18 protein-coding genes and 4 tRNA genes are annotated in these 21,744 nt (G+C 55.2%); all 22 read right to left on the bottom strand.

Annotated elements, in window-relative coordinates:
* Nucleotides 1-9 precede the first annotated feature (9 nt).
* Complete coding sequence (gene rplC / locus AC07VV_RS22910) at nt 10-645, bottom strand: 50S ribosomal protein L3 (RefSeq protein ID WP_007955641.1); 636 nt, start codon at nt 643-645, stop codon at nt 10-12.
* 80 nt (nt 646-725) lie between these two features.
* Complete coding sequence (rpsJ, locus tag AC07VV_RS22905) at nt 726-1,037, bottom strand: 30S ribosomal protein S10 (RefSeq protein WP_003186070.1); 312 nt, start codon at nt 1,035-1,037, stop codon at nt 726-728.
* 157 nt (nt 1,038-1,194) lie between these two features.
* The gene (tuf, locus tag AC07VV_RS22900; protein WP_024014521.1) at nt 1,195-2,388 is read right to left on the bottom strand and encodes an elongation factor Tu; all 1,194 of its coding nucleotides are present in this window, start codon (nt 2,386-2,388) and stop codon (nt 1,195-1,197) included.
* A 31-nt stretch (nt 2,389-2,419) separates the two neighbouring features.
* Complete coding sequence (gene fusA, locus AC07VV_RS22895; RefSeq protein ID WP_249484902.1) at nt 2,420-4,525, bottom strand: elongation factor G; 2,106 nt, start codon at nt 4,523-4,525, stop codon at nt 2,420-2,422.
* A gap of 30 nt (nt 4,526-4,555) precedes the next feature.
* On the bottom strand, nt 4,556-5,029 hold the full coding sequence (gene rpsG / locus AC07VV_RS22890) for a 30S ribosomal protein S7 (RefSeq protein ID WP_007916467.1): 474 nt from the start codon (nt 5,027-5,029) through the stop codon (nt 4,556-4,558).
* A gap of 108 nt (nt 5,030-5,137) precedes the next feature.
* Nucleotides 5,138-5,509: a 30S ribosomal protein S12 gene (rpsL, locus tag AC07VV_RS22885; RefSeq protein ID WP_003186084.1), complete on the bottom strand. Its 372-nt coding sequence runs from the start codon at nt 5,507-5,509 to the stop codon at nt 5,138-5,140.
* Between the two features lie 215 nt (nt 5,510-5,724).
* Entirely contained in the window at nt 5,725-9,924 is a 4,200-nt protein-coding gene (rpoC, locus tag AC07VV_RS22880; protein ID WP_096823078.1) for a DNA-directed RNA polymerase subunit beta', read from the bottom strand.
* Between the two features lie 63 nt (nt 9,925-9,987).
* Complete coding sequence (gene rpoB, locus AC07VV_RS22875; RefSeq protein WP_096823077.1) at nt 9,988-14,061, bottom strand: DNA-directed RNA polymerase subunit beta; 4,074 nt, start codon at nt 14,059-14,061, stop codon at nt 9,988-9,990.
* A 220-nt stretch (nt 14,062-14,281) separates the two neighbouring features.
* The gene (gene rplL, locus AC07VV_RS22870) at nt 14,282-14,647 is read right to left on the bottom strand and encodes a 50S ribosomal protein L7/L12 (RefSeq protein WP_003228750.1); all 366 of its coding nucleotides are present in this window, start codon (nt 14,645-14,647) and stop codon (nt 14,282-14,284) included.
* Nucleotides 14,648-14,721: 74 nt separating this feature from the next.
* The gene (rplJ, locus tag AC07VV_RS22865; RefSeq protein WP_495037557.1) at nt 14,722-15,222 is read right to left on the bottom strand and encodes a 50S ribosomal protein L10; all 501 of its coding nucleotides are present in this window, start codon (nt 15,220-15,222) and stop codon (nt 14,722-14,724) included.
* Between the two features lie 197 nt (nt 15,223-15,419).
* Nucleotides 15,420-16,115, bottom strand: coding sequence for a 50S ribosomal protein L1 (gene rplA, locus AC07VV_RS22860; RefSeq protein WP_003186095.1), 696 nt, complete (start codon nt 16,113-16,115; stop codon nt 15,420-15,422).
* The gene (gene rplK, locus AC07VV_RS22855) at nt 16,115-16,546 is read right to left on the bottom strand and encodes a 50S ribosomal protein L11 (protein WP_003228756.1); all 432 of its coding nucleotides are present in this window, start codon (nt 16,544-16,546) and stop codon (nt 16,115-16,117) included. The genes rplA and rplK overlap by 1 nt, the downstream gene beginning before the upstream one ends.
* A 117-nt stretch (nt 16,547-16,663) precedes the next feature.
* Nucleotides 16,664-17,197, bottom strand: a complete 534-nt coding sequence (gene nusG, locus AC07VV_RS22850; protein ID WP_007957598.1) for a transcription termination/antitermination protein NusG — start codon at nt 17,195-17,197, stop codon at nt 16,664-16,666.
* Between the two features lie 9 nt (nt 17,198-17,206).
* Complete coding sequence (gene secE, locus AC07VV_RS22845) at nt 17,207-17,575, bottom strand: preprotein translocase subunit SecE (RefSeq protein ID WP_011063783.1); 369 nt, start codon at nt 17,573-17,575, stop codon at nt 17,207-17,209.
* A gap of 45 nt (nt 17,576-17,620) precedes the next feature.
* Nucleotides 17,621-17,696 (bottom strand) — tRNA-Trp (locus AC07VV_RS22840).
* 53 nt (nt 17,697-17,749) lie between these two features.
* Nucleotides 17,750-18,943 (bottom strand): elongation factor Tu, encoded by a 1,194-nt coding sequence (gene tuf / locus AC07VV_RS22835; protein WP_024014521.1) that lies wholly within the window; start codon nt 18,941-18,943, stop codon nt 17,750-17,752.
* Between the two features lie 84 nt (nt 18,944-19,027).
* Nucleotides 19,028-19,103: transfer RNA gene (locus tag AC07VV_RS22830), tRNA-Thr, on the bottom strand.
* A gap of 26 nt (nt 19,104-19,129) precedes the next feature.
* Nucleotides 19,130-19,203, bottom strand: a tRNA-Gly gene (locus tag AC07VV_RS22825).
* 25 nt (nt 19,204-19,228) lie between these two features.
* A tRNA-Tyr gene (locus tag AC07VV_RS22820) sits at nt 19,229-19,313 on the bottom strand.
* Nucleotides 19,314-19,456: 143 nt separating this feature from the next.
* Nucleotides 19,457-19,882: a hypothetical protein gene (locus tag AC07VV_RS22815; protein WP_249484906.1), complete on the bottom strand. Its 426-nt coding sequence runs from the start codon at nt 19,880-19,882 to the stop codon at nt 19,457-19,459.
* Nucleotides 19,883-19,889: 7 nt separating this feature from the next.
* Nucleotides 19,890-20,639, bottom strand: coding sequence for a pantothenate kinase (locus tag AC07VV_RS22810; protein WP_495037556.1), 750 nt, complete (start codon nt 20,637-20,639; stop codon nt 19,890-19,892).
* The gene (gene birA, locus AC07VV_RS22805) at nt 20,629-21,582 is read right to left on the bottom strand and encodes a bifunctional biotin--[acetyl-CoA-carboxylase] ligase/biotin operon repressor BirA (RefSeq protein ID WP_495037555.1); all 954 of its coding nucleotides are present in this window, start codon (nt 21,580-21,582) and stop codon (nt 20,629-20,631) included. Before birA ends, AC07VV_RS22810 begins: the two co-directional genes overlap by 11 nt.
* Nucleotides 21,583-21,744: the final 162 nt, after the last annotated feature.

The raw sequence follows: 21,744 nt of genomic DNA, 5'->3' as shown, positions 1-21,744 counted from the left end.
AGCTTCCCCTTAACCGCGAGCCTTGGCTGCTGGACGTACAACCAGGTTGCCGCCAGTAGCGCCAGGAACAGCACCCTTGACCAACAACAGATTGCGTTCAGCGTCCACGCGCACTACTTCCAGGGACTGCACGGTCACGCGCTCAGCGCCCATATGACCGGACATTTTTTTGCCCTTGAATACACGACCAGGAGTCTGGCACTGGCCGATAGAGCCTGGGACGCGGTGGGATACGGAGTTACCGTGGGTGTTATCTTGCCCGCGGAAATTCCAACGCTTGATCGTACCCTGGAAGCCTTTACCTTTGGACTGACCGGTTACATCAACCAGTTGACCAGCAGCGAAGATTTCAGCGTTGATCAGATCGCCGGCCTGGTACTCGCCTTCTTCAAGGCGGAATTCCATTACGGTACGACCAGCGGCAACGTTCGCTTTGGCGAAGTGGCCAGCCTGAGCAGCTGTTACACGGGAAGCACGACGCTCGCCGACAGTGACTTGCACTGCACGATAGCCATCGGTTTCTTCAGTTTTGAACTGGGTGACGCGATTCGGCTCGATCTCAATGACCGTGACCGGAATGGAGACACCTTCTTCGGTGAAAATACGGGTCATACCCGCTTTACGACCGACTACACCAATAGTCATGTTGTAAACCTCATGAGTGTACGGGGCTTTCACCCGCTATGGCCGCCCATTTCAGAGCGTTACACGACCAAGACCGAGTCTTAGCCGAGGCTGATCTGCACTTCCACACCGGCCGCAAGATCAAGCTTCATAAGTGCATCAACGGTTTTATCCGTTGGCTGGACGATGTCCAGAACGCGCTTATGAGTGCGGATTTCGTACTGGTCACGCGCGTCTTTGTTGACGTGCGGGGAAACCAGAACGGTAAACCGCTCTTTACGGGTAGGCAGTGGAATTGGACCACGCACTTGAGCACCAGTACGTTTCGCGGTTTCCACGATTTCCTGGGTTGATTGGTCGATCAGGCGATGGTCAAAAGCCTTCAACCTGATACGGATTTGCTGATTTTGCATTGGATTTCAGACTCCGGCTGCTATTCCCACCGGGCGCAATACGCCCGTTAAAAGGAGGCGCAATTCTATAGACGCCCCAGATAGGTGTCAACCCAATAAAAAAGCCCCCGCTAAGCGGGGGCTTTTTCAACTCATCAAAGCGATCTCAAAAAAGAGATTACTCGATGATTTTGGCTACGACGCCAGCGCCGACGGTACGACCGCCTTCACGGATAGCGAAACGCAGACCGTCTTCCATCGCGATGGTTTTGATCAAGGTAACAGTCATCTGAATGTTGTCACCTGGCATTACCATTTCAACGCCTTCTGGCAGCTCGCAGTTACCAGTCACGTCAGTAGTACGGAAGTAGAACTGTGGACGGTAGCCTTTGAAGAACGGAGTGTGACGACCGCCTTCTTCCTTGCTCAGAACGTAAACTTCTGCGGTGAACTTGGTGTGTGGCTTAACCGAACCCGGCTTAACCAGAACCTGACCACGCTCAACGTCGTCACGCTTGGTGCCACGCAGCAGAACGCCGCAGTTCTCGCCAGCACGACCTTCGTCCAGCAGCTTGCGGAACATCTCAACACCGGTGCAGGTGGTGGTGGTGGTGTCACGCAGACCAACGATTTCCAGAGCATCTTGAACGCGAACGATACCGCGCTCGATACGACCAGTCACAACAGTACCGCGACCCGAGATCGAGAACACGTCTTCGATTGGCATCAGGAATGGCTTGTCGATCATACGAACTGGCTCAGGGATGTAGGTATCCAGAGTTTCAACCAGTTTACGAACGGCAGTGGTGCCCATTTCGTTGTCGTCTTTGCCTTCCAGCGCCATACGAGCCGAACCGATGATGATCGGAGTGTCGTCGCCTGGGAAGTCGTAGGTCGACAGCAGGTCACGAACTTCCATCTCAACCAGTTCCAGCAGCTCAGCGTCGTCTACCAGGTCAGCCTTGTTCAGGAAAACCACGATGTACGGAACGCCTACCTGACGGGACAGCAGGATGTGCTCACGGGTTTGTGGCATCGGACCATCAGCGGCCGAGCAAACCAGGATCGCGCCGTCCATCTGGGCAGCACCGGTGATCATGTTCTTCACGTAGTCAGCGTGACCTGGGCAGTCAACGTGAGCGTAGTGACGAATAGTCGAGTTGTACTCAACGTGCGCGGTGTTGATGGTGATACCACGAGCTTTTTCTTCTGGAGCGCTGTCGATCTTGTCGAATTCAACTACGGCCGAACCGAAAACTTCGGAGCAGACGCGAGTCAGAGCAGCGGTCAGAGTGGTTTTACCGTGGTCAACGTGACCGATGGTGCCAACGTTTACGTGCGGTAGGGAACGATCAAATTTTTCTTTAGCCACGACAATTAACTCCTAGCCTAAAGGGGCTGAATCAGCCTTGTTTTTTGGTAACGGATTCGACGATGTGCGACGGAGCCGTATCGTATTTTTTGAATTCCATAGAGTAGCTTGCGCGACCCTGGGACATGGAACGAACGTCGGTCGCATAACCGAACATCTCACCCAGTGGAACTTCGGCACGGATAACCTTGCCGGACACTGTGTCTTCCATACCCTGGATCATGCCGCGACGACGGTTAAGGTCGCCCATCACATCACCCATATAGTCTTCAGGCGTAACAACCTCTACCGCCATGATCGGCTCAAGCAGCTCACCACCGCCCTTCTGGGCCAGTTGCTTGGTCGCCATGGAAGCAGCCACTTTAAACGCCATCTCGTTGGAGTCGACGTCGTGGTAAGAACCATCGAACACGGTAGCCTTCAGGCCGATCAGCGGATAGCCGGCAACAACGCCGTTCTTCATCTGCTCTTCGATACCCTTCTGGATAGCCGGGATGTATTCCTTAGGAACCACACCACCTACTACTTCGTTCACGAATTGCAGACCTTCCTGACCTTCGTCAGCAGGAGCAAAACGGATCCAGCAGTGACCGAACTGACCACGACCACCGGATTGACGAACGAACTTGCCTTCGATTTCGCAGTTCTTCGTGATGCGCTCACGGTACGAAACTTGAGGCTTGCCGATGTTGGCTTCGACGTTGAACTCACGGCGCATCCGGTCAACCAGGATGTCCAGGTGCAGCTCGCCCATGCCGGAGATGATCGTTTGACCAGTCTCTTCATCAGTTTTAACGCGGAAAGACGGGTCTTCCTGAGCAAGCTTGCCCAGAGCGATACCCATTTTTTCCTGGTCATCCTTGGTCTTAGGCTCTACGGCAACCGAAATAACCGGCTCCGGGAAGTCCATGCGAACCAGGATGATTGGCTTGTCAGCGTTGCAGAGGGTTTCACCAGTGGTGACGTCCTTCATGCCGATCAGGGCCGCGATGTCGCCAGCGCGTACTTCCTTGATCTCTTCACGGGCGTTTGCGTGCATTTGCACCATACGACCCACGCGCTCTTTCTTGCCTTTAACCGAGTTGATCACGCCGTCGCCGGAGTTCAACACGCCCGAGTAAACGCGGACGAAGGTCAAGGTACCCACGAATGGGTCGGTAGCGATCTTGAACGCCAGGGCCGCGAACGGCTCGTCGTCGCTTGCATGACGCTCCATTTCCTCTTCCTCGTTATCAGGGTTGGAACCCTTGATAGCAGGAATGTCGGTCGGAGCAGGCAGGAAGTCGATAACGGCGTCGAGAACCAGGGGAACGCCCTTGTTCTTGAAGGAAGAACCGCAAACGGCCAGAACGATTTCGCCGGCAATAGTACGCTGACGCAAAGCAGCTTTGATCTCTTCGATCGACAGCTCTTCGCCTTCCAGGTACTTGTTCATCAGCTCTTCGTTGGCTTCGGCAGCAGCTTCAACCATGTTGTTGCGCCACTCGTCAGCCAGCTCTTGGAGCTCGGCAGGAATGTCCTTGCGAACAGGGACCATACCCTTGTCAGAGTCGTTCCAGTAAACAGCCTGCATGTTGATCAGGTCGATCTGGCCCTGGAAGTTGTCTTCCGAACCGATAGCCAGCTGGATCGGCACCGGAGTGTGACCCAGACGCTGTTTGATCTGACCGATCACGCGCAGGAAGTTGGCACCAGCACGGTCCATCTTGTTTACGTAAACAAGACGTGGAACGCCGTATTTGTTGGCCTGACGCCATACGGTTTCCGACTGAGGCTCAACACCCGAAGTACCGCAGAACACAACGACAGCGCCGTCGAGTACGCGCAGGGAACGTTCTACTTCAATGGTGAAGTCTACGTGGCCCGGGGTATCGATTACGTTGAAGCGATGCTCGTGAGCGTACTGCTTCTCGGAACCTTTCCAGAAGGCGGTAATGGCAGCAGAAGTAATGGTAATACCACGCTCCTGCTCCTGAACCATCCAGTCTGTGGTCGCGGCGCCGTCATGCACCTCGCCCATTTTGTGACTTTTGCCAGTGTAAAAAAGGACGCGCTCGGTGGTGGTGGTTTTACCAGCATCCACGTGAGCGACGATACCGATGTTACGGTAGCGACTAATCGGAGTAGTACGAGCCATAAAGCCCTCGCAAAATTAGTGAAGCTAAAATTAGAAGCGGTAGTGCGAGAAAGCTTTGTTGGCTTCGGCCATACGGTGCACGTCTTCACGCTTCTTAACAGCAGCACCTTTACCTTCAGCAGCATCCAGCAGCTCGCCAGCCAAGCGCAGAGCCATAGACTTCTCGCCGCGCTTACGGGCGAAGTCTACCAACCAGCGCATTGCCAGAGCGTTACGACGGGACGGACGAACTTCGACCGGAACCTGGTAAGTAGCACCACCAACGCGGCGCGACTTCACTTCGACCAGCGGAGCGATGGCGTCGAGTGCTTTTTCGAAGAGTTCCAGGGGATCGGTGCCAGCCTTACGGGTCGCAACGGTTTCCAGGGCACCATAAACGATACGCTCGGCAACGGCTTTCTTGCCGCTTTCCATAACGTGGTTCATGAATTTGGCGAGGATTTGGCTTCCGTATTTCGGATCGTCCAGAATCTCACGCTTTGCTGCTACGCGACGTCTTGGCATTGATAAGCCCTCAAACGGTCTTCAGGTTAGCTCGGGACAGATCCAGAGGATGCGCGCCCGACCTTACTCTTATCGACTCAATAAAATGAAAATCTGCAAAACGGCCGATTACTTCGGACGCTTGGTACCGTACTTCGAACGACCTTGGTTACGACCTTTAACACCGGAAGTATCCAGGGAGCCGCGAACGGTGTGGTAACGAACACCTGGCAAGTCTTTTACACGACCGCCGCGGATCAGTACCACGCTGTGCTCTTGCAGGTTGTGGCCTTCACCACCGATGTACGAGGAAACCTCGAAACCGTTGGTCAGACGCACACGGCATACTTTACGCAGTGCCGAGTTAGGTTTTTTCGGCGTAGTGGTGTACACACGGGTGCACACGCCACGACGTTGCGGGCAGTTCTGCAGCGCAGGTACGTCGGATTTCTCGACGATACGCTTACGCGGCTGACGTACCAGCTGGTTGATAGTTGCCATCTACTAGCTCCACTGTTGTCTTGCGACGCTATTGTCTTGCAAGAAAAGCAAAATGGCAGGAACGAATTCCCGCCAAATTTAGGGGATCAAGAGTCTAAAGAGGATCTTGTCCCCAGTCAAGGCAAGGCCCCGACCTCCCCGCTCGTCGAACCTCGACAAATTGTCTCGATTCGATGAACGGTTCGATCAGGGCCTTAGCTCATTTTTCGCAGAACTCAGTTACCGCTCGAGTTCAGCGCTTCGGTCAGTGCAGCTTCCACTTCACTGGCGCTTACGCGCAACGGTTTGTCTGCATCACGGCGACGTTTACGCTCGCTGTGATAAGCCAGACCGGTACCAGCAGGGATCAGACGACCCACGACCACGTTTTCTTTCAGGCCGCGCAGGTAATCGCGCTTGCCGGTTACGGCCGCTTCGGTCAGTACACGGGTGGTTTCCTGGAAGGAAGCCGCCGAGATGAACGATTCGGTCGACAACGACGCCTTGGTAATACCCAACAGAACGCGGGTGAACTTGGAGACAAACTTGTCTTCCGCGTTCAGACGCTCGTTCTCTACCAGTACGTGAGTCAGTTCCATCTGGTCGCCCTTGATGAAGCTGGAATCGCCGGACTCGGAGATCTCAACTTTACGCAGCATCTGACGCAGGATGGTCTCGATGTGCTTGTCGTTGATCTTCACGCCTTGCAGACGGTAAACGTCCTGGATCTCGTTAACGATGTACTTGGCCAGCGCGCTCACACCCAGCAGACGCAGGATGTCGTGCGGATCGCTCGGGCCGTCGGAGATAACTTCGCCGCGGTTTACCTGTTCGCCTTCGAACACGTTCAGGTGACGCCACTTCGGAATCAGCTCTTCATACGGATCGCTACCGTCGTTCGGAGTGATGACCAGACGGCGCTTGCCCTTGGTCTCTTTACCGAACGCGATGGTGCCGCTGACTTCAGCCAGAATCGACGCTTCTTTCGGACGACGGGCTTCGAACAGGTCGGCAACACGCGGCAGACCACCGGTGATGTCACGGGTTTTCGAAGTTTCTTGCGGGATACGAGCGATAACATCACCGATCGCAATCTTCGCACCGTCCGCAACACCGACCAAGGCGTTGGCTGGCAGGAAGTACTGAGCGATAACGTCAGTGCCTGGCAGCAACAGATCCTTGCCGTTGTCATCGACCATCTTCACCGCAGGACGGATGTCCTTGCCGGCAGCCGGACGGTCTTTGGCATCGAGCACTTCAATGTTGGTCATACCGGTCAATTCGTCAGTCTGACGCTTGATCGTGATGCCTTCTTCCATGCCCACGTAGGTCACGGTACCTTTCATTTCGGTAACGATCGGGTGAGTGTGCGGATCCCACTTGGCCACGATTGCGCCAGCGTCGACCTTGTCACCTTCTTTAACCGAAATCACAGCACCGTACGGCAGCTTGTAACGCTCGCGCTCACGACCGAAGTCATCAGCGATTGCCAGCTCACCGGAACGGGACACAGCAACCAGGTTGCCATCCACGCGCTCAACGTGTTTCAGGTTGTGCAGACGGACGGTACCGCCATTCTTCACCTGAACGCTGTCGGCTGCGGAAGTACGGCTTGCCGCACCACCGATGTGGAACGTACGCATCGTCAGCTGGGTACCCGGCTCACCGATGGACTGGGCAGCGATAACGCCGACCGCTTCACCGATGTTCACCTGGTGACCACGAGCCAGGTCACGGCCGTAGCACTTGGCGCAAATGCCATAGCGGGTTTCGCAGCTGATCGGCGAACGCACGATCACTTCGTCGATGCTGTTCAGCTCGATGAACTCGACCCACTTCTCGTCTACCAGGGTGCCAGCAGGAACGATGACGTCCTCGGTACCCGGCTTGAATACGTCACGGGCGATAACACGACCCAATACGCGCTCACCCAACGGCTCTACAACGTCACCGCCTTCAATGTGCGGAGTCATCAGCAGACCGTGTTCGGTGCCGCAATCGATCTCGGTTACAACCAGATCCTGCGCAACGTCTACCAGACGACGAGTCAGGTAACCGGAGTTCGCAGTTTTCAACGCGGTATCCGCCAGACCTTTACGAGCACCGTGAGTGGAGATGAAGTACTGAAGTACGCTCAAACCTTCACGGAAGTTCGCAGTAATCGGCGTTTCAATGATGGAACCGTCCGGCTTGGCCATCAGACCACGCATACCGGCCAGCTGACGGATCTGTGCTGCGGAACCCCGCGCACCCGAGTCAGCCATCATGTACATCGAGTTGAACGACTCTTGATCGACTTCGACGCCGTGACGGTCGATGACTTTCTCTTTCGAGAGGTTGGCCATCATCGCCTTGGAGACTTCGTCGTTCGCTTTCGACCAAAGGTCGATCACTTTGTTGTACTTCTCGCCCTGGGTTACCAGGCCGGAGGCGTACTGGCTTTCGATCTCTTTCACTTCGTCGGTGGCTGCACCGATGATGCGGGCTTTTTCATCCGGGATAACGAAGTCGTTAACACCGATGGAAACGCCGGAGATGGTCGAGTAGGCAAAACCGGTGTACATCAACTGGTCAGCGAAGATCACGGTCTCTTTCAGACCAACCACGCGGTAGCACTGGTTGATCAGCTTGGAGATCGCCTTTTTCTTCATCGGCAGGTTGACGACGTCGAACGACAGACCTTTTGGCACAACCTGGAACAGCAGCGCACGGCCGACAGTGGTGTCGACGATACGGGTACCGCTCACGCTGTTGCCATCACGATCGTTCACGGTTTCGTTGATACGAACCTTGATCTTGGCGTGCAGTGCGGCTTCGCCGGCACGGAACACACGGTCAACTTCCTGCAGATCCGCGAACACACGACCTTCGCCCTTGGCGTTGATCGCTTCACGAGTCATGTAGTACAGACCCAATACAACGTCCTGCGACGGAACGATGATTGGCTCACCGTTGGCTGGCGACAGAATGTTGTTGGTCGACATCATCAACGCACGCGCTTCGAGCTGGGCTTCCAGCGTCAGCGGTACGTGCACGGCCATTTGGTCGCCGTCGAAGTCGGCGTTGTACGCGGCGCAGACCAGAGGGTGCAGCTGGATAGCCTTACCTTCGATCAGTACCGGTTCAAACGCCTGGATACCCAGACGGTGAAGGGTCGGTGCACGGTTGAGAAGAACCGGGTGTTCGCGAATCACTTCAGCGAGAACGTCCCAAACTTCCGGCAGCTCGCGCTCGACCATTTTCTTGGCCGCTTTGATGGTGGTCGCCAGACCACGCATTTCCAGCTTGCCGAAAATGAACGGCTTGAACAGCTCGAGAGCCATCTTCTTCGGCAGACCGCACTGGTGCAGACGCAGGGTCGGGCCTACGGTAATTACCGAACGACCGGAGTAGTCAACACGCTTACCGAGCAAGTTCTGACGGAAACGACCTTGCTTACCCTTGATCATGTCAGCCAGGGATTTCAGAGGACGCTTGTTCGAACCGGTGATAGCGCGGCCACGACGACCGTTGTCGAGCAGTGCGTCGACAGCTTCCTGCAACATACGCTTTTCGTTGCGCACGATGATGTCCGGAGCGGACAGATCCAGCAGGCGCTTCAAACGGTTGTTACGGTTGATCACTCGACGATACAGATCGTTGAGGTCGGAAGTCGCGAAACGACCGCCATCCAGCGGGACCAGTGGACGCAGATCTGGCGGCAGAACCGGCAGAACGGTCAGCACCATCCACTCTGGCAGGTTGCCGGAACCCTGGAAGGCTTCCATCAACTTCAGACGCTTGGACAGCTTCTTGATCTTGGTTTCGGAGTTGGTTTGCGGAATTTCTTCACGCAGACGGCCGATCTCGTGTTCCAGGTCGATAGCGTGCAGCAGTTCACGGACAGCTTCAGCACCCATGCGGGCGTCGAAGTCATCACCGAACTCTTCCAGCGCTTCGAAGTACTGCTCGTCGTTCAGCAGCTGACCTTTTTCAAGAGTGGTCATGCCCGGATCGATAACGACATAGCTCTCGAAGTAGAGAACGCGTTCGATATCACGCAGGGTCATGTCCATCAGCAGGCCGATACGGGACGGCAGCGATTTCAGGAACCAGATGTGGGCAACCGGCGAAGCCAGCTCGATGTGCGCCATGCGCTCACGACGAACCTTGGCCAGTGCAACTTCAACGCCGCACTTCTCGCAGATCACACCACGATGCTTCAAGCGCTTGTACTTACCGCACAGGCACTCGTAATCCTTTACCGGGCCAAAGATCTTGGCGCAGAACAGACCGTCACGCTCGGGTTTGAACGTACGGTAGTTGATGGTTTCCGGCTTTTTAACTTCACCGAACGACCACGAGCGGATCATCTCAGGCGAGGCCAATCCGATACGGATGGCGTCGAACTCTTCGACTTGACCCTGGTTTTTCAGCAAATTCAGTAGGTCTTTCAAGGCCTTTCCTCCTGGCGGAGCAGAGAGCGGGCAATCCTGCCCCGCTCTCGATCGCGTCACGTGTTATTCGGTTTCCAGATCGATATCGATGCCGAGGGAACGAATTTCCTTGATCAACACGTTGAAGGACTCGGGCATGCCCGGCTCCATACGGTGATCGCCGTCCACGATGTTTTTGTACATCTTGGTCCGGCCGTTCACATCGTCCGACTTCACTGTGAGCATTTCTTGCAGAGTGTAAGCAGCACCGTATGCTTCCAGTGCCCAGACCTCCATCTCCCCGAAACGCTGACCACCGAACTGTGCCTTACCACCCAGCGGCTGCTGGGTAACCAGGCTGTACGAACCGGTAGAACGCGCGTGCATCTTGTCGTCTACCAAGTGGTTCAGCTTCAGCATGTACATGTAGCCAACGGTAACTGGACGCTCGAACTTGTTGCCGGTACGGCCGTCGGTCAGCTGCATCTGGCCGCTTTCTGGCAGGTCCGCCAGTTTCAGCATGGCCTTGATTTCGCTTTCCTTGGCACCGTCGAACACTGGAGTGGCCATTGGAACACCGCCACGCAGGTTCTTCGCCAGATCCAGGATTTCCTGATCGGAGAAGCTGTCCAGATCTTCGTTACGACCGCCGATCTGGTTGTAGATCTCGTCCAGGAAGGTACGCAGTTCAGCGACTTTACGCTGCTCTTCGACCATCCGGTTGATCTTCTCGCCCAGGCCTTTGGCCGCGAGGCCCAGGTGGGTTTCAAGGATCTGACCAACGTTCATACGCGAAGGTACGCCCAGCGGGTTGAGGACCACGTCGACCGGTGTGCCATTGGCATCGTGCGGCATGTCTTCAACCGGCATGATCACGGAGACCACACCTTTGTTACCGTGACGACCGGCCATCTTGTCGCCCGGCTGGATGCGACGACGGATTGCCAGGTAAACCTTGACGATCTTCAGCACGCCTGGAGCCAGGTCATCGCCCTGCTGCAGTTTGCGCTTCTTGTCTTCGAACTTGTCGTCCAGCAGACGGCGACGATCAACGATGTAGGCCTGAGCCTTCTCGAGCTGCTCGTTCAGAGCATCTTCAGCCATGCGCAGTTTGAACCACTGACCATGCTCAAGACCGTCGAGTACTTCGTCGGTGATGTCCTGACCTTTCTTCAGGCCCGCGCCGCCTTCAGCCTTGTGGCCTACCAGAGCGGAACGCAGACGTTCGAAGGTCGCGCCTTCAACGATGCGGAACTCTTCGTTCAGATCCTTGCGGATCTCGTCCAGCTGGGTCTTCTCGATCGACAAGGCACGAGCATCACGCTCAACGCCGTCACGAGTGAAGACCTGCACGTCGATGACAGTACCTTTGGTACCGGTAGGTACACGCAGGGAAGTGTCTTTAACGTCGCTGGCTTTTTCACCGAAGATCGCACGCAGCAGTTTTTCTTCCGGAGTCAGTTGGGTCTCGCCTTTCGGAGTGACCTTACCTACCAGGATGTCGCCTGCGCCAACTTCAGCACCTACGTAAACGATACCGGCTTCGTCCAGTTTGTTCAGTGCAGCTTCACCCACGTTCGGGATGTCCGCAGTGATTTCCTCTGGGCCAAGCTTGGTGTCACGAGCCACGCAGGTCAGTTCCTGGATGTGGATCGTGGTGAAGCGGTCTTCCTGAACCACACGCTCGGACAGGCAGATGGAGTCTTCGAAGTTGAAGCCGTTCCATGCCATGAACGCGATGCGCATGTTCTGACCCAGTGCCAGTTCACCCATATCGGTGGACGGGCCGTCGGCCATGATGTCGCTACGCTGAACGCGATCACCCTTGCTCACCAGCGGACGCTGGTTGATGCAGGTGTTCTGGTTCGAGCGGGTGTACTTGGTCAGGTTGTAGATGTCGACACCAGCTTCGCCGGTTTCAACTTCGTCATCGGCAACACGAACCACGATACGGCTGGCATCAACGGAGTCGATCACGCCGCCACGACGAGCCACGACGCAAACGCCGGAGTCGCGAGCCACGTTACGCTCCATGCCGGTACCTACCAGCGGCTTGTCAGCACGCAGGGTTGGTACAGCTTGACGCTGCATGTTCGAACCCATCAACGCACGGTTGGCGTCGTCGTGCTCGAGGAACGGAATCAGCGACGCTGCAACCGAAACTACCTGCTTCGGCGAAACGTCCATCAAGGTGACTTCTTCAGGCGCCTTGACGGTGAATTCGTTCAGGTGACGTACGGCTACCAGTTCGTCGATCAGGACTTTCTGGTCGTTCATGGTCGCCGAAGCCTGCGCGATCACGTGATCGGCTTCTTCAATAGCGGACAGGAACACGATCTCGTCGGTAACCACACCCTCTTTCACCACACGGTACGGGCTCTCGAGGAAGCCGTACTGGTTGGTGCGAGCGTAAGCAGCCAGGGAGTTGATCAGACCGATGTTCGGACCTTCCGGCGTTTCAATCGGGCAGACACGACCGTAGTGAGTCGGGTGTACGTCACGAACTTCGAAGCCCGCGCGCTCACGAGTCAGACCGCCAGGGCCGAGTGCAGAAACACGACGCTTGTGGGTAATCTCGGACAGCGGGTTGTTCTGGTCCATGAACTGCGAGAGCTGGCTGGAACCGAAGAACTCTTTCACCGCCGCAGCCACAGGCTTGGCGTTGATCAGGTCTTGCGGCATCAGGCCTTCGCTTTCGGCCATCGACAGACGCTCTTTGACCGCACGCTCAACACGCACCAGGCCAACGCGGAACTGGTTCTCGGCCATTTCGCCTACGCAGCGAACACGACGGTTACCCAGGTGGTCGATGTCGTCGACGATGCCTTTACCGTTACGGATGTCGACCAGAGTCTTCAGTACCGCGACGATGTCTTCCTTGCACAGCACGCCCGAACCTTCGATCTCGGTACGACCGATACGACGGTTGAACTTCATCCGGCCGACCGCAGACAGGTCATAACGCTCAGGGCTGAAGAACAGGTTGTTGAACAGGGTTTCGGCAGCGTCTTTGGTTGGCGGCTCGCCTGGACGCATCATGCGATAGATTTCGACCAGCGCTTCCAATTGGTTGCTGGTGGAGTCGATCTTCAGAGTGTCGGAGACGAACGGACCGCAGTCGATATCGTTGGTGTACAGCGTTTCGATGCGAACGACGCCGGCCTTGGCGATTTTCGCCAGGACTTCAGTCGACAGCTCGGTGTTGCACTCTGCCAGGATTTCGCCGGTAGCCGGATGCACGATGACCTTGGCGGTGGTGCGACCCAGGACGTAGTCCAGAGGTACGTCCAGCTCTTTGATCCCGGCTTTTTCCAGCTGGTTGATGTGACGGGCAGTGATACGACGACCCTGCTCGACAATCACCTTGCCTTTGTCGTCCTGGATATCGAGGACTGCAACTTCACCACGCAGGCGCTGAGGCACCAGTTCCAGGCTCAGGGTCTCGCCCTTAACGTGGAATACGTTGGTGGTGTAGAACGCGTCCAGCACTTCTTCGGTGGTATAGCCGAGCGCGCGCAGCAGAACCGAGGCCGGCAGCTTGCGACGACGGTCGATACGTACGAATACGCAGTCCTTCGGGTCGAACTCGAAGTCCAGCCACGAACCGCGGTAAGGAATGATGCGCGCGGAGTACAGCAGTTTACCGGAGCTGTGCGTCTTGCCACGGTCGTGGTCGAAGAACACACCCGGGGAGCGGTGCAACTGGGAAACGATTACACGCTCGGTACCGTTGATTACGAAGGTACCGTTCTCAGTCATCAGGGGGATTTCACCCATGTAGACTTCTTGCTCTTTGATGTCCTTGATCGCTTTGTTCGACGACTCTTTGTCGAAAATGATCAGGCGCACTTTTACCCGCAAAGGTACGGCGAAAGTTACACCGCGCAATACGCATTCTTTGACATCAAATGCCGGTTCGCCCAGGCGATAACCGACGTACTCCAGCGCAGCATTGCCGGAGTAGCTGATGATCGGGAAAACGGATTTGAAGGCCGCATGCAGGCCCACGTCGCGGAACTGATCTTTAGTCGCTCCCGCTTGCAAGAATTCACGATACGAATCCAGCTGGATGGCCAGGAGGTAAGGCACATCCATGACGTCCGGCAACTTGCTAAAGTCCTTGCGGATACGTTTTTTCTCAGTATATGAGTAAGCCATCAGCGTTCCCCAGCTTGGTCACCTGCTTGTTTGGCCCCTCCCGACGGGAGCAGCCAGAAAATCGTGCAAACCCCATGGTTTGCGCCACCGCATCGGGTGGTTACAGCTCGTTATCAGCACCGACCCAGTCGGCTGCCAATAACGGAAAAAGGCCGGTGGCAAGAGCCACCAGCCATCAGCCTGTCGCTTGACGCTCGGGCTGGAGGAGCAAAGTCGATACTTATTTCAGCTCGACTTTAGCGCCTGCTTCTTCCAGCTTCTTCTTGGCGTCTTCAGCAGCTTCTTTCGAAACGCCTTCAGCTACAACCTGAGGAGCGCCGTCTACTTTCTCTTTGGCTTCTTTCAGGCCCAGACCGGTCAGTTCACGAACTGCCTTGATCACGTTAACCTTCTTCTCGCCAGCTTCCAGCAGAACAACGTTGAACTCGGTTTGCTCTTCAACAACAGCGGCAGCAGCAGCTGGACCAGCCGAAGCAGCAGCAGCGGTAACACCGAAGGTTTCTTCCATCGCTTTGATCAGCTCAACGATTTCCACTACGGATTTCTGGCCGATTGCTTCGATGATTTGTTCGTTAGTCAGAGACATGACTCAATTCCTGAATTGGGGGACGGCCTACGCGACCATCGAAATAAACAAAAAACGCGAGAAGCTGACGAGCCTTAGGCTGCAGCAGCTTCTTTCTGGTCGCGAATTGCCGCCAGAGTACGAGCCAATTTGCTGGTAGCGCCTTGAATCACGCTCATCAGCTGGGAAATTGCTTCGTCACGGGTCGGCAGAGTTGCCAGTACGTCGATCTGATTAGCTGCGAGGAACTTGCCCTCGAACGCAGCTGCCTTGATCTCGAACTTGTCCTGACCCTTCGAAAACTCTTTGAAAATACGAGCAGCAGCGCCCGGATGTTCGTTCGAGAATGCGATCAGGGTCGGGCCAGTGAACACGTCGTTGAGAACACTGAATTCAGTGTCAGCAACAGCGCGCTTGAGCAGGGTGTTACGTACAACACGTACGTAAACGCCAGCTTCACGAGCCTCTTTACGGAGTCCGGTCATTGCGCCTACTGTTACGCCACGGGCATCAACCACGACAGCGGACAGAGCGACTTTGGCAGCCTCGTTGACTTCAGCGACGATGGCCTTCTTGTCTTCGAGATTAATTGCCACGGGTTTAACTCCTGCTTGTTACCGTTTCACTCGATCGAAACCGAATGTCGTTTTGGTGTCTGATTCGGTAAGGAACCGGGAGCACCATCTGCGTAGGCTTGAGGTTTAAGACTTGCGCCGCCTACGGTCTTGGATAGCCCCCGCCAGGCAGGGACCCCAATCTTTCGATTGGCACGATAACTCGTGCCAATGTTGTCTTACGCGTCCAGCGAGCTCTGGTCGATGACCAGACCTGGGCCCATAGTGGTGCTCAGGGTAACGCGCTTGACGTAGATACCTTTCGAGGAAGCTGGCTTGATACGCTTCAGATCAGCGATCAGGGCTTCAACGTTTTCCTTCAGCTTGACGGCATCGAAGCCGATCTTGCCAACGGAAGTGTGGATGATGCCGTTTTTGTCGGTGCGATAACGAACCTGACCAGCCTTGGCGTTTTTAACCGCGGTGGCTACGTCTGGAGTTACGGTGCCGACTTTCGGGTTAGGCATCAGGCCACGTGGACCGAGGATCTGACCCAGTTGACCTACAACGCGCATGGCATCCGGGGATGCGATCACTACGTCATAGTTCAGGTCGCCGCCTTTCATTTCGGCAGCCAGGTCGTCCATACCTACACGGTCAGCGCCGGCAGCCAGAGCGGCTTCAGCAGCTGGACCCTGGGTGAACACAGCAACGCGAACGGTCTTGCCAGTGCCGTGTGGCAGCACAGTAGCGCTACGAACGACCTGGTCGGATTTACGCGGGTCTACGCCCAGGTTTACAGCAACGTCAAACGACTCGCTGAACTTGACAGTCGACAGCTCGGCCAGCAGTGCAGCGGCGTCTACAAAGTTGTAGGCCTTGCCTGCTTCGATTTTGCCGGCGATAGCCTTTTGACGCTTGGTCAGCTTAGCCATTACACACCCTCCACGTTAAGGCCCATGCTACGAGCAGAACCGGCGATAGTACGCACGGCTGCATCCATATCAGCTGCAGTCAGATCCGCGTTTTTGGTTTTCGCGATTTCTTCCAGCTGAGCACGGGTAACAGTGCCAACCTTAACGGTGTTCGGACGAGCGGAACCGCTGGTCAGACCGGCCGCCTTCTTCAGCAGAACCGAAGCAGGGGTGGATTTGGTTTCGAAAGTGAAGCTACGGTCGCTGTAGACAGTGATGATCACTGGAGTCGGCAGACCAGCTTCCAGACCCTGGGTACGGGCGTTGAAAGCTTTGCAGAATTCCATGATGTTCACGCCGTGCTGACCCAGAGCAGGACCAACAGGTGGACTTGGGTTAGCCTGAGCGGCCTTCACTTGCAGCTTGATGTAAGCGGTAATCTTCTTGGCCATGAGGCACTCCAATTACGGGTTCGATCGCCTCGAAAGGCTCCCCGGTTACTTGCGCGTTTATCCCAGTGACGACAAAACCCCACAGCCTAGGGCTGCGGGGTTGGGATGCTTGTCCAGTTAGACCTTTTCGACCTGACTGAACTCCAACTCTACCGGAGTAGAGCGACCGAAAATGAGCACCGCCACTTGGATCCGGCTCTTTTCGTAGTTAACTTCTTCAACAACACCGTTAAAGTCAGCGAAAGGACCGTCATTGACACGAACGGTTTCGCCCGGCTCGAACAACGTCTTCGGCTTCGGCTTGTCGCTACCGTCAGCAACGCGACGCAGAATCGCCTCTGCTTCTTTATCAGTGATTGGTGCAGGCTTGTCAGCAGTACCGCCGATAAAACCCATCACCCGAGGAGTATCCTTGACCAAGTGCCAAGTACCCTCGTTCATATCCATCTGGACCAGCACATAGCCAGGGAAGAACTTACGCTCGCTTTTGCGCTTCTGGCCATTACGCATTTCAACCACTTCTTCAGTGGGAACCAGAATTTCGCCGAAGCCATCTTCCATGCCAGCCAGCTTTACGCGCTCAATCAGCGAGCGCATTACATGCTTCTCGTAACCCGAGTAAGCATGCACAACGTACCAACGCTTAGCCACGGGACACCCTTAGCCGACAATCAAGGAAACAAGCCAGCCGAGCAGGGAATCAAGCCCCCACAACAGCAACGCCATAACCAGAACAACAGCCACAACAATCAACGTGGTCTGCGTGGTTTCTTGGCGAGTTGGCCACACGACTTTACGAATCTCGGTGCGAGCTTCCTTAACCAGTACAAAGAAAGACTTGCCCTTGGCAGTCTGCAGGCCTACAAAGGCAGCTACAGCAGCAATGACAAGCAATGCGAGTACGCGGTACAGGATCGGCGAAGCAGAGTAATACTGATTGCCTACAACGCCAACAATCACCAAAGCGACCACTACAAGCCACTTAAGCAGATCGAAGCGAGAGCCTTGAGCTTCAGCCTTAGGAGTCATCTATGAAGATCCTGTGAAAAGAAAGCCAGACACACCGAGTGAATCTGGCAGGTCAGGAGGGAATCGAACCCCCAACCTACGGTTTTGGAGACCGTCGCTCTGCCAATTGAGCTACTGACCTAAAACAAAATCAGGCCGACCATTATGCCGGCCCGAAAAATACATTACAACTACTTACTCGATGATTTTGGCTACGACGCCAGCGCCGACGGTACGACCGCCTTCACGGATAGCGAAACGCAGACCGTCTTCCATCGCGATGGTTTTGATCAGGGTAACAGTCATCTGAATGTTGTCACCTGGCATTACCATTTCAACGCCTTCTGGCAGCTCGCAGTTACCAGTCACGTCAGTAGTACGGAAGTAGAACTGTGGACGGTAGCCTTTGAAGAACGGAGTGTGACGACCGCCTTCTTCCTTGCTCAGAACGTAAACTTCTGCGGTGAACTTGGTGTGCGGCTTAACCGAACCCGGCTTAACCAGAACCTGACCACGCTCAACGTCGTCACGCTTGGTGCCACGCAGCAGAACGCCGCAGTTCTCGCCAGCACGACCTTCGTCCAGCAGCTTGCGGAACATCTCAACACCGGTGCAGGTGGTGGTGGTGGTGTCACGCAGACCAACGATTTCCAGAGCATCTTGAACGCGAACGATACCGCGCTCGATACGACCAGTCACAACAGTACCGCGACCCGAGATCGAGAACACGTCTTCGATTGGCATCAGGAATGGCTTGTCGATCATACGAACTGGCTCAGGGATGTAGGTATCCAGAGTTTCAACCAGTTTACGAACGGCAGTGGTGCCCATTTCGTTGTCGTCTTTGCCCTCCAGCGCCATACGAGCCGAACCGATGATGATCGGAGTGTCGTCGCCTGGGAAGTCGTAGGTCGACAGCAGGTCACGAACTTCCATCTCAACCAGTTCCAGCAGCTCAGCGTCGTCTACCAGGTCAGCCTTGTTCAGGAAAACCACGATGTACGGAACGCCTACCTGACGGGACAGCAGGATATGCTCACGAGTTTGCGGCATCGGACCATCAGCGGCCGAGCAAACCAGGATCGCGCCGTCCATCTGGGCAGCACCGGTGATCATGTTCTTCACGTAGTCAGCGTGACCTGGGCAGTCAACGTGAGCGTAGTGACGAATAGTCGAGTTGTACTCAACGTGCGCGGTGTTGATGGTGATACCACGAGCTTTTTCTTCTGGAGCGCTGTCGATCTTGTCGAATTCAACTACGGCCGAACCGAAAACTTCGGAGCAGACACGAGTCAGAGCAGCGGTCAGAGTGGTTTTACCGTGGTCAACGTGACCGATAGTTCCGACGTTGACGTGCGGTAGGGAACGATCAAATTTTTCCTTAGCCATCGATATCACCCCTCACAGAAGAAATAAGCAAACAACCCTAGCCATTAAAACAAAGGCAGATATTTTCATATCTGCCTTGTTATATGGAGCTCTTGAGCGGATTTGAACCGCTGACCTCACCCTTACCAAGGGTGTGCTCTACCAACTGAGCTACAAGAGCGTAACACTTTGCACAATCTGCAAACTTGGAGCGGGTAGCGGGAATCGAACCCGCATCATCAGCTTGGAAGGCTGAGGTTCTACCACTAAACTATACCCGCGGAGCCTGCAGCTCACGCTAAAATCTGGTGGAGGGAGAAGGATTCGAACCTTCGAAGTCGTAGACGTCAGATTTACAGTCTGATCCCTTTGGCCGCTCGGGAACCCCTCCTAATCAGGCCGGCATTCTATACTATGCCAAACCCTTGTCAAGCATTTTCTCATTTAAAAACCTGAGGTTAGCTGCTTTGACATCGCCCTACCGCTTCAACCTTTTCAGGTCTTCGCTGTGGAGCGGGCGCCATTCTATGCAAACTATTCCGCAGGTGCAACCCCCTCGCACAGCATTATTTTGTGTTTTAACTCATTGAATTCCTTGGAAAGGTTTTGCAACTGAGCATCGCCCAGGAAACGCTGGGTTTCAGGCGTGATTCGGAACCAATATGCATTGCTGGAAAGGTCTTTCGGCAAAGGCTGAGCTTTCGCACCAAGCTCACTCAGGCGCTGCTCCAGTGCCTGGGCAGTTTCGGGACGACCCGAACCTCCTATATATAGACACTGTCCATCGGCTTTCGCACCTCGCGAGGCATCACCAGCCTCACTCAGCAAACGGATATCCTGCTGCGAACCACGATAAAGACTGAGAGGCGTGACGTCCTTTGCACGCAATGGAGCCTCCTGCTGATGCCAGACGTAATAAAACACATTGAGTACCAGAAGCAGGAGAAACAACCAACGCATACAAACCTCAGGACAAAGGACATGCCATAGCCAAACCTACGAACACCAAATCGGAAACGACCCGAGCTTCAGGCGCGACATCCGACACCAGCTCGGCATCACCACCAGTGATAAAGACACTGAATTTTTCACCCCAGTAGGAACGCGCCATCTCCAACTGCGTCAATACAAATCCCCTGAGCATCAATGAACAGCCACGCTCCACCGCCTCGACCGTATTGCGCCCTGGAGCGTGACTCGTCAATGCCCGTTCCGCCGCCAGATCGCCATAGCGAATCTTTCGGGTATGCGTACGCAATTGATAGCGCATTAGCGGCATACCAGGACAAATGAAGCCTCCCAGGTGCTCACCATCCGACGAGATGAAATCAGCAGTCACCGCCGTCCCAAAGTCGAGAACCAGGCAAGCACCACCAGCCAGATGAAAACCACCGAGCATCGCCAACCAACGATCAAGACCAAGACGTTCGTAGTCTTCGTAACCATTTTTGACGCCGGACATTTCGCGAGCAGGTGTTGCACAGACGACGGAAATATCGAACTCACGCTTGAGAAAACCAATCAGCAAATTGGTCTCCTCTTCAGTTCTTACACTGACAAGGCGGCATTTGCCGAGAGACAATTTATCGAGCGAACGAAGGCTGTCGACCAATGCCTCATCAGAGTCGACCACCCCTTCCGCGACCAGGGCACCTGCCTCGGCATCCAGCACCCGCCACTTGATAAAGCTGTTTCCGCAATCAAGCTCAAGAATCATCACGCAACCTCAAGCTGAGCTCACCACCACTAAAGACTTTCTCCACGCCATCCACCTTCAGCCGTAGCGCACCTTGATTATCGATCCCCAGCACCACGCCATCTATCTGGTTGACACCCGCAGTGAGAGAAACCGGCAGTCCCTGCCATAAGTGATTCGCTTCCCACTCCGTCTGAAGCGCCGAGAAACCTCCTGATTGATGACGCTGCAGATAAAGCTGCAACTGCTTGCTCAGCTCAACCACCAGAATATTGCGATCACACGTTTTTCCCGACTCGAGCCGTATCGAGGTCCATTGCTGATCAACCTCGTCAGTGGCTTGCATGTTCACGTTAATGCCAACACCCAGCACTACATGACACACGTCTGCCGGATCCCCGACCAGTTCCAGCAAGATCCCGGCGATTTTTTTTCGCCCAGCCAAAACGTCATTGGGCCACTTCAGCCCTGCACCTGGCACCCCAAGCGCACGGAGGGTTTGCATGACCGCGAGACCGACAACAAGACTTAGTCCTTCAAGTTGACGCATCCCACCATCAATACGCAATACGAGACTGTAATAGAGGTTCTCGGCAAACGGACTTACCCATTTGCGACCTCTACGACCACGTCCGGAGATTTGCCGTTCAGCCAGTACCAGAAAGGGCGCCATTTGACCCCGATCAACGGCACGCAGCGACTCTGCGTTAGTAGAGTCGATGGAGTCGAAGACACTCACAGGCCAGCCGGCAAGACTTTCCTCTATCTTGAGCGAGTCAAGCAACTCCAGTGGCGACGCCAGCTGATAGCCCCGCCCCCGGACTTTATGTATGGATAGCCCAAGCTCAGCCTCCAGGTGTTGAAGCTGCTTCCACACTGCACTTCGACTAATTCCCAGGGCAACTCCCAGAGCCTGACCGGAATGGAATCGCCCATCCTTCAGAAGGTTCAACAACGTCAGCATGCAGGTCTCGCCTCGGAATGAGGCCCGAATAATAGCCATGCACCGAGCCGTTGCATAGAATTCAAACAACCCGCTTTCCTGCGGACAAAACAAAACCCCAACTGCTTTCGCAATTGGGGTTTCGGAATTTAATCTTGACGATGACCTACTCTCACATGGGGA

The sequence above is a fragment of the Pseudomonas sp. GW821-FHT02C04 genome (assembly GCF_059421845.1).
This window is presented reverse-complemented; position numbering and strand designations above follow the sequence as displayed.